11 protein-coding genes and 3 pseudogenes are annotated in these 14,025 nt (G+C 61.8%); 8 read left to right on the forward strand and 6 right to left on the reverse strand.

The window, feature by feature from the left end; genetic code table 11:
* Positions 1-206 precede the first annotated feature (206 nt).
* Positions 207-1,238 (forward strand): DUF7146 domain-containing protein, encoded by a 1,032-nt coding sequence (locus tag GA0061105_RS27910; RefSeq protein ID WP_092754083.1) that lies wholly within the window; start codon positions 207-209, stop codon positions 1,236-1,238.
* 326 nt (positions 1,239-1,564) lie between these two features.
* Complete coding sequence (locus GA0061105_RS27915) at positions 1,565-2,503, forward strand: DUF2493 domain-containing protein (RefSeq protein ID WP_092754086.1); 939 nt, start codon at positions 1,565-1,567, stop codon at positions 2,501-2,503.
* Positions 2,504-2,638: 135 nt separating this feature from the next.
* On the opposite strand, the pseudogene GA0061105_RS27920 reads toward GA0061105_RS27915, so the two are convergent.
* Together GA0061105_RS27920 and GA0061105_RS27925 are read right to left on the reverse strand one after the other, a co-directional pair.
* Positions 2,639-3,144: pseudogene (locus GA0061105_RS27920) on the reverse strand (RES family NAD+ phosphorylase).
* A pseudogene (locus GA0061105_RS27925) lies at positions 3,141-3,269 on the reverse strand (antitoxin Xre/MbcA/ParS toxin-binding domain-containing protein); the annotation flags it as partial. The pseudogenes GA0061105_RS27925 and GA0061105_RS27920, both read right to left, overlap by 4 nt.
* An 894-nt stretch (positions 3,270-4,163) precedes the next feature.
* Here GA0061105_RS27925 and GA0061105_RS27935 point away from each other — a divergent pair.
* A complete protein-coding gene (locus GA0061105_RS27935) occupies positions 4,164-4,487 on the forward strand; it encodes a DUF736 domain-containing protein (RefSeq protein ID WP_092754089.1) in 324 nt (107 codons plus the stop codon).
* Positions 4,488-4,832: 345 nt separating this feature from the next.
* Positions 4,833-5,000, forward strand: a complete 168-nt coding sequence (locus GA0061105_RS33010; protein ID WP_167358586.1) for a hypothetical protein — start codon at positions 4,833-4,835, stop codon at positions 4,998-5,000.
* 90 nt (positions 5,001-5,090) lie between these two features.
* Here the strand turns inward: GA0061105_RS33010 and GA0061105_RS27940 are convergent, their stop codons facing one another.
* Entirely contained in the window at positions 5,091-5,384 is a 294-nt protein-coding gene (locus GA0061105_RS27940; protein ID WP_092754092.1) for a WGR domain-containing protein, read from the reverse strand.
* 485 nt (positions 5,385-5,869) lie between these two features.
* Here GA0061105_RS27940 and GA0061105_RS27945 point away from each other — a divergent pair.
* From GA0061105_RS27945 to GA0061105_RS27955, 3 genes and pseudogenes are all read left to right on the forward strand, one after another.
* Positions 5,870-6,327 (forward strand): annotated as a pseudogene (locus GA0061105_RS27945) (hypothetical protein).
* Between the two features lie 160 nt (positions 6,328-6,487).
* The gene (locus GA0061105_RS27950; protein ID WP_092754094.1) at positions 6,488-6,757 is read left to right on the forward strand and encodes a type II toxin-antitoxin system prevent-host-death family antitoxin; all 270 of its coding nucleotides are present in this window, start codon (positions 6,488-6,490) and stop codon (positions 6,755-6,757) included.
* On the forward strand, positions 6,754-7,167 hold the full coding sequence (locus tag GA0061105_RS27955) for a hypothetical protein (protein ID WP_092754097.1): 414 nt from the start codon (positions 6,754-6,756) through the stop codon (positions 7,165-7,167). The genes GA0061105_RS27950 and GA0061105_RS27955 overlap by 4 nt, the downstream gene beginning before the upstream one ends.
* Positions 7,168-7,209: 42 nt before the next feature.
* Here GA0061105_RS27955 and traG read toward each other — a convergent pair whose 3' ends face one another.
* From traG to GA0061105_RS27970, 3 genes are read right to left on the reverse strand one after another with little or no spacing between them, the layout of a single operon-like run.
* Positions 7,210-9,129, reverse strand: coding sequence for a Ti-type conjugative transfer system protein TraG (gene traG / locus GA0061105_RS27960; protein ID WP_092754100.1), 1,920 nt, complete (start codon positions 9,127-9,129; stop codon positions 7,210-7,212).
* Positions 9,126-9,359, reverse strand: a complete 234-nt coding sequence (locus GA0061105_RS27965; protein ID WP_092754103.1) for a conjugal transfer protein TraD — start codon at positions 9,357-9,359, stop codon at positions 9,126-9,128. Before GA0061105_RS27965 ends, traG begins: the two co-directional genes overlap by 4 nt.
* The gene (locus GA0061105_RS27970; protein ID WP_092754115.1) at positions 9,349-9,633 is read right to left on the reverse strand and encodes a TraC family protein; all 285 of its coding nucleotides are present in this window, start codon (positions 9,631-9,633) and stop codon (positions 9,349-9,351) included. Before GA0061105_RS27970 ends, GA0061105_RS27965 begins: the two co-directional genes overlap by 11 nt.
* Before the next feature lie 214 nt (positions 9,634-9,847).
* Between GA0061105_RS27970 and traA the strand changes: the two genes are divergently transcribed.
* A partial coding sequence (gene traA / locus GA0061105_RS27975) for a Ti-type conjugative transfer relaxase TraA (RefSeq protein ID WP_092754106.1) occupies positions 9,848-14,025 on the forward strand: 4,178 nt, incomplete at its 3' end.

Here is a 14,025-nt window from a genome sequence, read left to right on the forward strand (position 1 = left end):
CGGCTCTTCCTTGCTCTCGACAGGTTTCCCCATGAACGTGATTTCTTCCTCCGCCGTGAGCGCTGGTATCTCCTTGTATGGTTGCTTCGACCGGCCTAGCCGTGCGGGCCGCATTTTCGAAGCCTGCAACATACCGCTGCTTGTTCTTAAACTGCAGGACCGCTTGGTCTTTGCTATCACCAGCCGCTCGTGACGGAGGTGGCCTTATGTCATCCGCCTCCGAACTGGCGGACCGTCTCGCGCGTGATGCCGAGGCGGTGTGCAAGCATTATCTCTCTGTCGGCCGAAGAGCCGGCAACTATTGGATCGTTGGTGATGTCGCCAATAGCAAGGGCCGCTCGCTCTATGTCCGTTTGACAGGTCCTCGTGCGGGGAAATGGTCGGATGCAGCAACCGGGCAATACGGCGATCTGCTCGATCTCGTGCGGGAAGCCTGCGGGCTGGCCGACTTCCGTGAGGTAGCCGACGAAGTGCGGCATTTCTTGAGCCTGCCTCAATTGGCTCCGCCCGAGAGAAGCGACGTCTGCGAGCACCGGCTGGTTGACCGTCCGACTGCTGATCGGGCTCGGCGCCTGTTTCGAATGGCGCAGCCACTCGCCTGCACGCTGGCCGACAGCTACTTACGTCAGCGGGGCATCCTGGGGGGAGCTCTGCACCAGGCGCTCCGCTTCCATCCCTCGTGCTTCTACCGCGACCTCGTGACCGGCAGTACGAGCGCCTTTCCGGCCTTGATCGCAGCTGTGACCGATCCCTCCGGCGCGATCACCGGTGTACATCGCACCTGGCTCGATCCACAGGGCAAGGGAAAGGCGAAGGTCGACGATCCCCGCCGCGCGCTCGGCAGGCTGCTCGGCAACGCCGTGCGATTCTGCTTTCCTTTCCATGGCCCGGTGCCGGTGATAGTCGCGGGCGAAGGCCTCGAAAGCATCCTGTCGCTTGCCCGCGTGATGCCCGCCATGCCGATGGTCTCGGCGCTGACCGCCAATCATCTTGCCGCCTTCCGGCTGTCCGATGGTTGCCAGCGCCTCTACATCGCAGCTGACGCCGATGCGGCCGGCCGGCACGGCATCGAGGGACTGAGCCGCCGCGCTCAGGCGCTTGGGACCCTGCCGCTGGTGCTCGCCCCGGAGCTCGGCGATTTCAACGAGGATCTGCGCCGGCTCGGCCCGAAGCGGCTCATCGCCAATGTCAAGGCACAGCTCGCCCCGGAAGACGCTCTGGCCCTTCTGCCCGAATGAGCGAGCCGGGAGGGGAAGGTGAGGGCACTACGCGTCGCACGCAAGGCCAGCTTCTACCGACCACCGCTCGCTGGCGCGCCCGCGGGCCTGCCGGGAGGCGACCCTTACCCTACGGCGGGCGGGCCTTCAGCGGGTCGCTCAGGTTTCTTCCCCTGGCTGGGGCCGCGTGCGGCCCACCATTCCTCGCGCCGCAAGAAACCCTCCCTCCGTCCGCCCGGCGCTCCGCTGGGCCGCGGCGACGGGCGCCGCGGTTCCGGCCCGTCTGCCGCATGGCCAGGGATCGCCGTCAGGCCGCGAGAGGCGCGGCCCAACCCACGGAGACCATCATGAACCTGACCCTTCCCATCGACGATGCCTTCGAGCATCACGGCTCTTCCCCGACCGACCGCTTCATTTACGAGATACAGATCTACGGCCATCGCCCTTTCCAGGACGAACCGGACCCGCGCCCGTTGCCAGAGGAGCCGGTCGTCCAGTCGGCGTTGACCGCAATGTTCGACGCCCTCTTCGAAATGCTCGGCGACACCCGCCTGGAGCCGGATCTCGAAGACCTGCTCTGGTCGACGGTCAACCTTTTCCATCGCGCCGGCGAACGCATCCAGCGTGAGCTTCAGCGCAATGAGGATGGTCAGCGCAATGGTCAGCGCGAGCAGGACGGCTCGGAGGTGAAAAGCGTCGAGCTTGAGCGCCTCGTCGCCGAAGGCATCACGCTTCTGGAACGCCGCAACGCCTTCGAGTTCATGCGCGACTTTGCGGGCGATCTCTTTGAAGCCCAATGCGGGTCGGCATGGCGGCCGCGGACGGGCTCCAAGGTCAGCCACGCAAACATGACCGCGGCGATGATCGACTCCAGAGACTTTCTATCCGCCCGTCGCCGAGCCGAGACCGAGGTGCTGATCCCGGCAGGCACCAAGATCGCCTTCGGCGGCGGCATCGACTACAATGATCACGAACGAATCTGGGCGAAGCTCGATCAGGCTCTCGCCAAATATCCTGATATGGTGCTGCTGCATGGCGGCTCGCCGAAGGGCGCCGAACGCATTGCCGCCTGCTGGGCCGAGGCGCGCAAGGTGACGCAGATCGCCTTCAAGCCGAACTGGACCAAGCACGCCAAGGCGGCGCCGTTCCGCCGCAACGACGACATGCTCTCGGTCATGCCGGCTGGCGTCGTCGTCTTTCCCGGTTCCGGCATTACCGGCAATCTCGCCGACAAGGCCCGCAGACTCGGCATCTCCGTCTGGCAGGCAGCAGGAGATGGCGCGTAAGCGCTATCTAGATCGCGGACAAACCCGTCGATATTCGGTGGGTACTGTTTTTGAAGTTTGAATGCACCGTCCGTAGGCTCTGAGGACGAGCCGAATGGTTGCGCGCTCACGTCATAGGTGCCGCATCGTCAACCTTCATGTCGTGGGTGGGTGCAGCCGCGTATTGAGGGCAAAAGACTCCTGGAATTTTAGCGCATAGGAGCCTAGCGTGCCGCCTGCGAGAAAAATCAGGTTCCAGCTATACGGCGAGACCGCGCTCGGGATCGCAACGAAACGATGGCGGCCAAGCAAATCATCTCCGAAGGCTTGTTGTCCCGCGCCGGGAACACCCGGGCGCAGTCAATTGGAATTGGGCACATTCCGGGATCGACGACATGGACATCGCCAGCATCAGCAATAACCGAGGCCGTCATCATGTGGACCACGATGTCGAGCGCCCGAAACCCCTTGTGAACCGGGACCTCAAGGATCGCCGTCGCAGGATCGAGCGAGCAGTAGACGGCGCGAACGCACTTGCTGTTCCAGCGGCCGCCTACGCGATAAGCGCCTTCGCCGCTATCCCATGTCGGCGCGTGGACAGCTTGATCGAGCCGCCGTACCACCAGCTCGGTCCCGCCGAGCCCGATTGGTAAAAGGGTCATGCATAGACGCCGTATTCGAGACGGTCGAGATGATCCTCAACCAGTTCGACGCCTGCGGCCGTTCCAAGAAGATCGATTGGACGGCGCTGATCGAGTCCGATTGCCGGGCGCTCGAGCCACTGTTGGGGCGTGAGGCCGCTGCTCGATACGCACCCCTAGCTTAGCGCCGATGACGAGCTTTGCCCTGGGCATACGGCCCGATTAAATACACCCGAAAGATGATCAGGCGTGGAGCGAGCCGTGACAGGTCACAACATCTCGTGGGAGCAGGATGGAATTGATCCCGGCTGGTTCTTTGCCAAGGGCGTCGGTTCCGTGAGAAACAGCGCCAGCTATCGCCGGGGCGGCTGGTAGTACCTTCCGGAGTGGTTACCGGACACAGAAGAAGTATTGGCCCTTTTTAAACGAAGGTAGCTGCACTGGTTGAAGCCGGGCGCTTGAAATTGTTGCAGTCTCCTGCTGACAATACGTTCCAAGGCTACTTGGCTGGGCATCGGCCCACTCCTCTTGCGAGGCTGTCGAACTGATCGCGCCTGCCTGCTGCACCAGCTTCTCAAGGCTGCCCCTGCGGATGGTCGCACGGTCTGCATGCGGCAATGCGGTCGCTGCGGCGATCGCGGATCAGCGAAGGGATGACATGGTAAGGGATGTGCTCAGCGCCTGCAGCAATTTTGGGCGGGCCTGAGTATCGTGTTGATGGGCATCTGGCCGAAGCGTTCAAGGGCGCGGGGGCGATATCCGCAGCACTTGGACCGGGTGGCTATGATGGTTTGTCGCGGCCTTCGATTGCCCCGAACCATTCCCGTTTTATGTCGCTCGTATAGACGACCGCCTGCTTTTGCGGCCAACCCCTGAAGGGGTAAGACTCGCCCGAAATTTTTGCAAAATTCAATTTGGGTTCTTTTGTCCTGTTAGAAAATAGAATTTTGCTAAATTTTCGATCGAGCTGACCGCAGCAGATCAGCCGTCTCTTCGTGCGCCATCGGGAATGGTCCCGAGCAACCGAAGGAGACAGAACCATGGCCACGACGATCGCAACGCTTACACAGAAGACCGACGGCATCCTCGAAGGCGTCTTCGCCACCATCCGGATCAACGCCCCGATCGCCATCGTCCCAAACGCTCAGAAGGCAAGTGAAGAAGCGCCCGACTACCGCGTCATTCACCGCAAGACGGGCTTCGAGATCGGCGCCGCTTGGAACCGCATCGCGCGGCAGACCGGCGAGGAATACCTCTCGGTGAAGCTGGAGGCTCCCGAGATCGGCGTGATCTTCGGCAACCTCGCACCGGCTCCCGGCGGCGATCCGAACAAGAAGGTCATCCTCTGGAACAATCCGAACTGAAGAGCAAAGCGAGCGGCCCCGAGCAATCGGGGCCGGCTTCGCCGTTTCTCAGGTTTTGCGCGCAGTATCGGGACTGAACGCGGGCATCGAGCCCGCTTTCACTCCTTCTCTCGTGCCACACGAGAGCAAGGACTGTCTGCTCAGATCCTTGAAGTCTGTCGTGAGGATCGTGCCGCCTCAAGGACTTCGCGGCCCCTCCAATTTTCAGCCGGCGCCCTGAGGGGCACCGTCAGAAAATCGGTTCCTCCGCTCACCGGCTCCGCCGGTCGCTAACGCGATCCTTGACCCGGCCCGATCCTCACGACCCCGAGCGTCATCTTTCACATCATTGAGGAGATAACGACGATGACGATTGCACTCGAAATTCAGGTTGAAGAACTCCGCGCCGAGCTCAGGAATTCCGATCCGGTCGAGCGCCGCCAGATCGAAGCGGAGCTGGAGGTCGCTCAGGCCGAACTGACGGTGGCGATCGCCGAGCAGGAGGGCACCATCGACGCAGCGCCACCCTTCTGAGGGCGGCGTTTGCCTTCTCGCCTGGGCTGGCACGCCGGATCGACCCGTCGACCTGAGGCTGCGCTTCACGCGATTGATCAGCGGCAAGGATCAGGAAGGCGTCCGCGGACAGCACCAGACCATGGGTTCACGTCGGAGACTTGCGTTCGGTCTATAGCCGCGCGCCCGTTTCGATCGGAGCAGTTCGAGGAACATGCGGACTGCATCCTCTTCCCTATCGAAGTGATGCACCATTGCCTGTCCGATCGTTCCGATGCGTCCCCATCGCCGCGTCAGGCAGGGCGTGCCGAACAGCGTTGGTTCGATCGCGAGCGCGTAGAAGCGCGCCATGTTTTTCGTGGCGTCGGTGCGTTCGATGTAGAGCTGATAGGGTTGAGCGAGCATGACGGAAGAATCGCCGGTTCCAGCTTTCGCGTCCAACGACACTTATGAATCAGTCGACCCACACCGATTCATTTTCGTGATGACGGTCGACGCCGAAGATCGTGGATTTGGGCGAACCGGCCATTGGCCGGCCGGGTAATATTCGCTCCGCTCACGGCCCCCTAAACGGTCTCCGCCTCCGGTTACGTCCCCTCTGCGGGATGACTTGGCAGGATCCCCGGTCCCAGGCTGTTGGCGTTCCATCCTTCACACTTCCTGCCGGCTCACGCCGGAAACGGTCGCGGCCTTCTTCTCTCTGACGTTCGATTTTACTCCAGCAAATGCGGCGTCAAGGACGGCGTGGTCTCCCCCAATTTTTCCGACGCTGCGTTTCACTGCGCTCTGGAAGATCGGTTCCCCCGCTTGCAAGCCGCGTTCGGCGGTCCTTGACCCCTCTTTGCAACAGATGGCCCCATCTCCGTCATGAAGAGGAAGGAGATCACATTATGACAACAGATCAAAACACCATGCTTGTTGGCTTTCGTCTCATCGTCATTGCAAACCGCTTCGCCTGCGAAAGCGAGTTTTCGCGAAAGCTCCACGATCGCCTGGTCGAAGGGCTCGACGCGGCAATCGCTCGGATCCACGTCATCATGGAATTGGAACGAAGTGTTCTCATCGGGGACGATGAATTCGCCGAATGTCAGCTAGAGGGTGAGAACGAGATTTTCGAGCGCTTCGCCATCAATCTACTGGACGACCTCGAATTTGATTGCGACACGAATGAATTCCGCCTCAACCGCAGCGATTGGATGAACGCTTTGGCTGCCGATGGCAGTGGCGTCGATATCAACTATCCGGAGCTCGTTGCGCTGATCGGGACGAACTCGGTTCGCTGGCGCCGATTATCAAGGATATCACGTTGGCAACCGGCATCCCCGTCTTTACGGGGCGCGCCGTTTAATCATAATGGTCGGACCATCTCACATGCTGAGAGTCTTCTATTTGACGAAAGGCTCAATAGCGTTGCGAACTGAGCAACGAAAGCAACAAAGTTTGCTCAGCAATTGCGGAATTGTTGTAAATGCTGTATATCGCAGCAGTGCGGCAACAAAGGAAGCCATATGTCCAAAACAAGCGGGTTCTATTCAAGCAGCGATCTCTCACGTAAGTCGGGTGACATTATCGCCGAGGCTCTACGTCATCCCGTGACGATCACCCAGCGGAATAAACCCCGTCTGGTTCTCCTCAATATCGAAGATTACGAGCGGCTGGTGAAGCAGTCGGACCGGCGCACCGTCGGGACCATCGAAGCCATGCCCGATGAGCTGTTTGCCGAGTTCGAAAACGCCGTCGAGGCCTATGCCGCCGAGGACGAGGCAGGCCGCTCATGAACTACGAGCTGATCCAGACCGCAAGCGTTATACGCTATCCTTATCTATGGGCGCGAGAGGCTGGACGTGGAGAAACGGAAGGACGCAAGGAGCGGCCGGTCGCGGTCGGTGTGAGAATGCCGCGGCCGGACGGTGATTTGGTTCTTTTCTTTCCCATCACCACTAAGCAACCGGAGGCATCGCGGTTCGCCGCGCAAGTGCCGGATATCGAAAAGCGCCGTGCCGGCCTCGATGCCGATCGTAGGCTTTGGATCATCTTCGATGAGTTCAATACCGACATCGTCGGAAATTCATTCTACCTTGAACCTGAGCCGCCAACCGGCCGCTTCAGCAAGGCTTTCTTCATGCCGCTGCTGCGCGAATTCATCAGTCGCCGCAAGTCGGCTACGGAGGTCAGTCGATTCCGCTGAGCTCTCCCTTGCGATAGCCACGTTACCGCACAGCTTCGATCGTCACTGCACCGGTTTGACGAAACGATTGACCTTAGCCGCCCGATCCATCTCCTTTCGCCGGAAGTAGATCGCCCGGCCGCAGCGGATCGGACTATGCCCCTGGACGATGATGATCTGCTCGTCCTTGCGCATCGACTGGGTGATTTCGTGCGGCATGATCAACGGCCGGCGCTGAAAGTGGACGCTTTCGGATTTCCGCGATGCGTTGTTCTTCGTGTCCCAGCCGATGTTGCGGGAGCTGCCTTTGACCTCCACCGTCATCTCGCCGCACTGCGCCGAGACGTTGCGCGCCGTGTCGAGCGCCTTGATCGCTGCGTAAGAGGCAAAGGCGCAACCGTCGATCCATGACGTCGCGCCATCCTTCCCGAAATGCCGCTCCAACTGCCCGACCGACTGGTACATCAGCATCATCGAGACCCCGTATTTGCGGCCGCGGTCTCGCGCCTCCTCAAGCACCCGCATATAGCCGAGCAGGTCCACCTCATCGAGCATGAACAGCGCCCGGCGCTGGAAGGCGCCGTCGGCCTGCACCATGGCATTGATCAGAGAACCGATGATGACGCGCGCGATGCCGGGATAGGAGCGCAGGATTGAGGCGGGAATGTTGAGGAAGACGTCCTTCTTGCCCGAGGCGATGTCACTGGATTTGAAGGTATTGCCGCAGGCGAGCGCGGCATAGCTGTCGAGCGACAACCACTGCGTATCCTTCGATGCCGTGGAGTAGACTCCGCTGAAGGTCTGTTCGGTCATGTTGGTGAAGACGCCGAGCGTTTCGCGGATGAAGGCCGAAGTGGAATGCTCCTGAATGTCGCGGAGCATGGCGAGCACCGAGGGCTCCGGTTCGGAAACGATCTGACGGAGGCTGCGCAAGGTTCGCCGCCCCTGATATTCCGGCGAGAGCATGACATGGGCGAGCAGACCAGTTAGGAGGTTGTGCGCCTGGTTCTGGAAGTAGGATCCTGTCGAGCTTTCAAAGCGCAGGCTTTCCGACAGCAGCATATGCGCAATGCCGACAATCTCCTCTTCCTTTTGCTTGGATGCTTCGATCCCGTCGACAACATTGAAGCCCATGATCGGATTCCGAGGATCGAGCACCATCACCTCGCGCCCAAGAACGCGGATTCGGTGTTCGGCCACCATTGGCGCGACCTCGGTGGAGGGATCGAGGCAGATCAGCGGCCCGCTATAACGCAGCGCCGTCGGCACTGCGTTGCTCGTCGTCTTGTATCCACCTGACCCGGCAAAGAAGAGCATGTGGGTGGAATCGAAGTCCTGCTTGTAGGTGAGCAACGGAGCCTTGCCACCTTGCCCCCAAGTGGCCTGGTCGTTCGGATCGAAGGGGAGCTCATGAACGATTTCCTTGTCGACCCGGTAGCGTTCGCCGATGACGATTTCGCCGTCGGGTGGAAAGAGCTTTGCCGCCGCGGACATCGAAAGCCAGTCCGCGTCCCCGAAAGTTCCGCGCCCGGCGCGCGTCACCGGTTCGGGCACCACGGTCGAGATGCGCGCGGCAACCGCCACCGCCATGAAGCCTACCAGTACGCCGATGACGACTACGAGATCCAGATAGGAGAGTGCCTTGCTCCATGAGAGCGCGCCGCTTTCGACCCACGGGGCAAGTCGGGCATATTCGCGCAGTGCGTAGAAACCGGCCACAGCCAGAAAGCAGACAAGGCTTGCCATTGCCCCCGGCCTTCGCCGGTGCAGTGGCAGAGCCCAGACCGTCAACAGCCCCGCGAGCGGCCCGAACAGAAGCGCCGGCACGGGTGCAGCCCGCAGGAACCAATATTCCGCCTTGCCTGACATGCCTGCGGCCAGTTCCTGCCACCGCCAGCCGACGACATAGGAGGCAAACGCAGTTGCGGCGATCGGCGCCAGAACGAGCAACAGGCTCGGGTGCGATTTTGTTCTCGCGGTCATTCTGCCGCCTCGGCAATGCCCCGCGAACTGCCGTCGAGCCTGGGGATCTTGAATGCCTCCTCGCCGATATCGCGCAAGCGCCGATGCTCCGATGAACCCAGGGCGATCCTTGCCAATTCGAGAAAGCCGCCAAGCAGGAATGCCCGGTCAGCTTTCGTAAGGCCTGCCTTGACGACGAGGCCGCCGAGCAGAAACTTCTCGCGGGCCTCGTTCTTGCGATTAGCGGTCATGAGAAACCTCCGCCGGCGCTCCAGTGCCGCCAGCTGCTGGTCGACGCGGTGAAGATGCGCCATCGGTGCCTTTCTTCTCTCCTTTGCGAAATCGAGCCGCGATCTCCTCGACGAGGCGATCGACCTCCTCGTCGGTGATCTCCATTTCCGCCAGCCCCGACTTCGTCGCGGCCCGCGCAAAGCGCTCGGCAGACTTGGCGATCATCGCGCGCCGGCGCTCGCGCAGCCTCTCGATCTGGCAGTCTATGTCGGTGATCGATGATTTTGTGCCCATCTTTGAATTCATCCTTCCTGAAACTTGGCGGCCAGATTATACTCACTAAACTAAGATAGTTAAATAGGCTATTTTGCATCAATCTGAAAACGTCGCGAGCGGAATCCGGCCTATGCCGTGTTCCGGAAAGGCTGCATCGGCCCTTTGGTTCGATCGGTTTGAGGGCGCAATATACGTCGCTGGCGCGACATGCTTGAGAGGTCTGGAGACATCAGTGGCGATCATGTTCGTCAGAGCGCAGGTGATCAGCAGGGGAGCCGGACGCAGCATCGTTTCCGCCGCCGCCTATCGTCATCGCGCCCGGATGATGGACGAGCAGGCTGGAACATCCTTCAGCTATCGCGGTGGATCGCGGGAACTGGTGCATGAGGAGCTGGCGCTGCCCAATCAGGTCCCGACCTGGCTGAAGACCGCAACCCACGGGCAATCCGTTGCGAAAGCCAGTGAGGCGCTCTGGAATGCGCTTGATGCTTTCGAGACACGGGCGGACGCGCAGCTTGCCCGCGAGCTGATCATCGCGCTGCCGGAAGAGCTGACGCGGGCGGAGAACATCGCGCTGGTTCGCGCGTTCGTCCGTGACAATCTCACGGCTAAGGGCATGGTAGTTGATTGGGTCTACCACGACAAGGAGGGCAATCCGCACATCCATCTCATGACCACGCTGCGTCCGCTGACGGAGGACGGCTTCGGACCGAAGAAGGTTCCCGTCCTTGGCGAAGACGGCAAGTCGCTGCGCGTCGCCACGCCGGACCGGCCGAGCGGCAAGATCGTCTACAAACTCTGGGCCGGCGACAGGGAAACGATGAAGGCCTGGAAGATTGGCTGGGCGGAAACAGCCAATCGGCATCTGGCGCTCGCCGGTCATGAGATCCGGCTCGACGGCCGCTCCTATGCCGAACAGGGTTTTGATGGCATCGCGCAAAGGCATCTCGGGCATGAGAAGGCAGCCCTCGCCCGCAAGTGCAGAGAGCTCTATTTCGCTCCCGCCGATCTCGCCCGCCGGCAGGAGATGGCCGATCGGTTGCTAACCGAGCCGGAGCTTCTGCTAAAGCAGCTCGGCAATGAGCGCTCCACCTTCGACGAGAAGGATATCGCCAAGGCGCTGCACCGCTATGTCGATGATCCCGCAGACTTCGCCAATATCCGCGCCCGGCTAATGGCGTCGGATGAACTGGTGATGCTGAAGCCGCAAGAATTCGACGGAGAAACGCGCGAGGTCGCAGCCCCGGCCGTGTTCACCACACGGGCGATGCTGCGCATCGAATACGACATGGCGCAGTCGGCCCGGGTTCTGTCGGAGCAAGGAGGCTTCGGCGTTTCGGCTCGGCAGGTCGATACGGCGATCGAGCGCGTCGAGAGCGGCGATCCTAAACATCCGTTGAGGCTCGATGCGGAACAGGTCGATGCCGTCCGTCATGTCGCCGGCGACAGCGGTATCGCGGCTGTTGTCGGCCTTGCCGGCGCCGGCAAGTCGACGCTGCTTGCGGCCGCGCGTGTTGCCTGGGAAAGCGATGGCAGGCGGGTGATGGGTGCGGCGCTTGCGGGCAAGGCAGCGGAAGGGTTGGAAGACAGTTCCGGCATCCAATCGCGGACACTGGCCGCCTGGGAACTGGCCTGGGCGAATGGGCGCGACACACTCCATCGCGGTGATGTGCTCGTCATCGATGAAGCAGGCATGGTGGCCTCGCAGCAGATGGCCCGTGTGCTGAAGATCGCCGAAGAGGCGGGCGCAAAAGTCGTCCTGGTCGGCGATGCGATGCAGTTGCAGCCGATCCAGGCTGGCGCTGCCTTCCGAGCGATCACCGAGCGCATCGGTTTTGCCGAGCTTGCCGGCGTGCGCCGCCAGCGCGAAGAATGGGCGCGCCAAGCCTCGCGGCTCTTTGCCCACGGCGAGATCGAGAAAGGTCTCGACGTTTATGCCCGGCATAGTCACCTTGCCGAGGCAGAGACACGCGCGGAAACGATCGACCGGATTGTCGGCGACTGGACCGAGGCGCGCAAACAGGCAATTGTTCGATCCGTCTCTGAGGGCAGGGATGGCCATCTAAGGGGTGACGAGCTTCTCGTCCTTGCCCACACCAATGACGATGTCCGCAAGCTGAACGAGGCGCTGCGCGAGGTGATGGCCGGCCAGCATACGCTGACCGACAGCCGCACCTTCCAGACGGCGCGCGGGGCGCGGGAGTTCGCCGCCGGCGACCGCATCATCTTCCTGGAGAACGCCCGCTTCCTCGAGCCGCGGGCCAGGAGTTATGGTCCGCAGTATGTCAAGAACGGCATGCTCGGCACAGTCATCTCCACCGGTGACAAACGCGGCGAAGTTCTGATGTCGGTTCGTCTCGACAACGGCAGCCGGGTCGTCTTCAGCGAAGACAGCTATGGCAATGTCGATCACGGCTATGCCGCAACGATCCACAAAGCCCAGGGCACCACCGTCGAGCGCACCTTCGTGCTTGCCACCGGCATGATGGACCAACACCTGACCTATGTGGCGATGACCAGGCATCGCGATCGCGTCGATCTTTATGCGGCGAGCGAGGATTTTGAGCCAAGACCGGAATGGGGACGCAAGCCGCGTGTCGATCATGCCGCGGGTGTGACCGGCGAGCTTGTCAAAACCGGAGAGGCCAAATTTAGGCCCGATGATGAGAATGCCGATGACAGCCCCTATGCCGATGTGAAGACTGACGACGGCAATACCCATCGGCTGTGGGGCGTGAGCCTGCCCAAAGCGCTCGAAGAGGGCGGCGTCCTGGAGGGCGATACCGTCACGCTACGCAAGGACGGCGTGGAGCGGGTCAAGGTCCAGATTGCTGTTGTCGATGAAGAGACAGGCCGGAAACGTTATGAGGAGCGGGAGGTCGACCGCAACGTCTGGACGGCCAGGCAGCTCGAAACCGCCGAAGCCCGCCAGGACCGCATCGAGCGGGAAAGTCATCGGCCGGATCTTTTCAAGCCGCTCGTCGAGCGGCTGTCGCGCTCCGGCGCCAAGACCACGACACTCGATTTCGAAAGCGGGGCCGGCTATCGGGCCTATGCAGAGGACTTCGCCCGCCGCCGCGGGTTTGATCATCTCTCGCTGGCTGCGGCCGAGATCGAGGAGGACATCGCGCGGCGCTTTGCGTGGATGGCCGCAAAGCGGGAGCAGGTGGAAAAGCTCTGGGAGCGGGCAAGCATGGCGCTCGGCTTTACGATCGAGCGGGAACGTCGCGTCTCCTACAGCGAGGTGCGAACTGAATCCCACCCCGTCTCCGGCGCAAACGCCGGCAGAGCCCATTATCTGATCCCGACGAACACCGAATTCGCCAGAAGCCCCAATGAAGATGCGCGCCTGGCGCAGTTGTCTTCCCCGGCGTGGAAGGATCGGGAAACGCTGCTGCGACCGGTGCTGGAGAAGATCTATCGCGATCCGGATGGCGCCCTTGTCGCCCTGAACGCACGTGCTGCAGATGCCGGCACCGAACCCCGCAGGCTCGCCGCCGATCTTTCCGCGAGCCCCGATCGGCTTGGCCGCCTGCGTGGCTCCGAGCTGATCGTCGACGGACGCGCGGCGCGGGAGGAGCGCAATGCCGCCCTGGCTGCTGTGACGGAGTTGCTTCCCCTGGTTCGCGCCCATGCGACCGAGTTCCGCAGGAACGCCGAACGGTTCGAGCTCAATGAGCAGGCGCGTCGCGCACATATGTCATTGTCGATCCCGGCGCTCTCCGAAGGCGCGATGGCGCGTCTCGTGGAGATCGAGGCGGTTCGCAACAGGGGCGGGGAGGATGCCTATAAGACCGCGTTTGCCCTTGCCGCGAAGGACCGCACGGTCGTGCAGGAGATCAAGGCAGTCAGCGAAGCACTGTCTGCGCGCTTCGGCTGGAGCGCGTTCACCGCGAAGGCGGATGCGGTTGCCGAGCGCAACATCGCCGAGCGCATGCCGGAAGCTCTGATGGCTGGCCAACGCGAGAAGCTGACCCACCTGTTTGAAGCCGTCAAACGCTTTGCCGAGGAGCAACATCTGGCCGAACGCCAGGACCGCTCGAAGATCGTTGCGGCAGCCAGTGCCGTTCCGGACCAGCAGCAAGACAGGGGGGCAGGCAAGGAGAATGTGACCGTGCTGCCCATGCTTGCCGCTGTCACCGAGTTCAAGATAGCAGTCGACGACGAGGCGCGAGCGCGCGTTCTCTCCGCTCCCCTTTACCGTCAGCAGCGTGAGGCGCTGGCCAACGCGGCAAGGACGATCTGGCGCAATCCGGCAGGAGCCGTCGGCAAGATCGAGGAACTGCTTGCAAAAGGTTTTGCTGGCGATCGCATCGCTGCCGCGGTGACCAATGATCCGGCCGCTTATGAAGCGTTGCGCGGTTCGGACCGTCTCATGGACAGGATGCTGGCTTCCGGCCGGGAGCGGAA

The organism is Rhizobium aethiopicum, from assembly GCF_900094625.1.
GTDB lineage: Bacteria > Pseudomonadota > Alphaproteobacteria > Rhizobiales > Rhizobiaceae > Rhizobium > Rhizobium aethiopicum.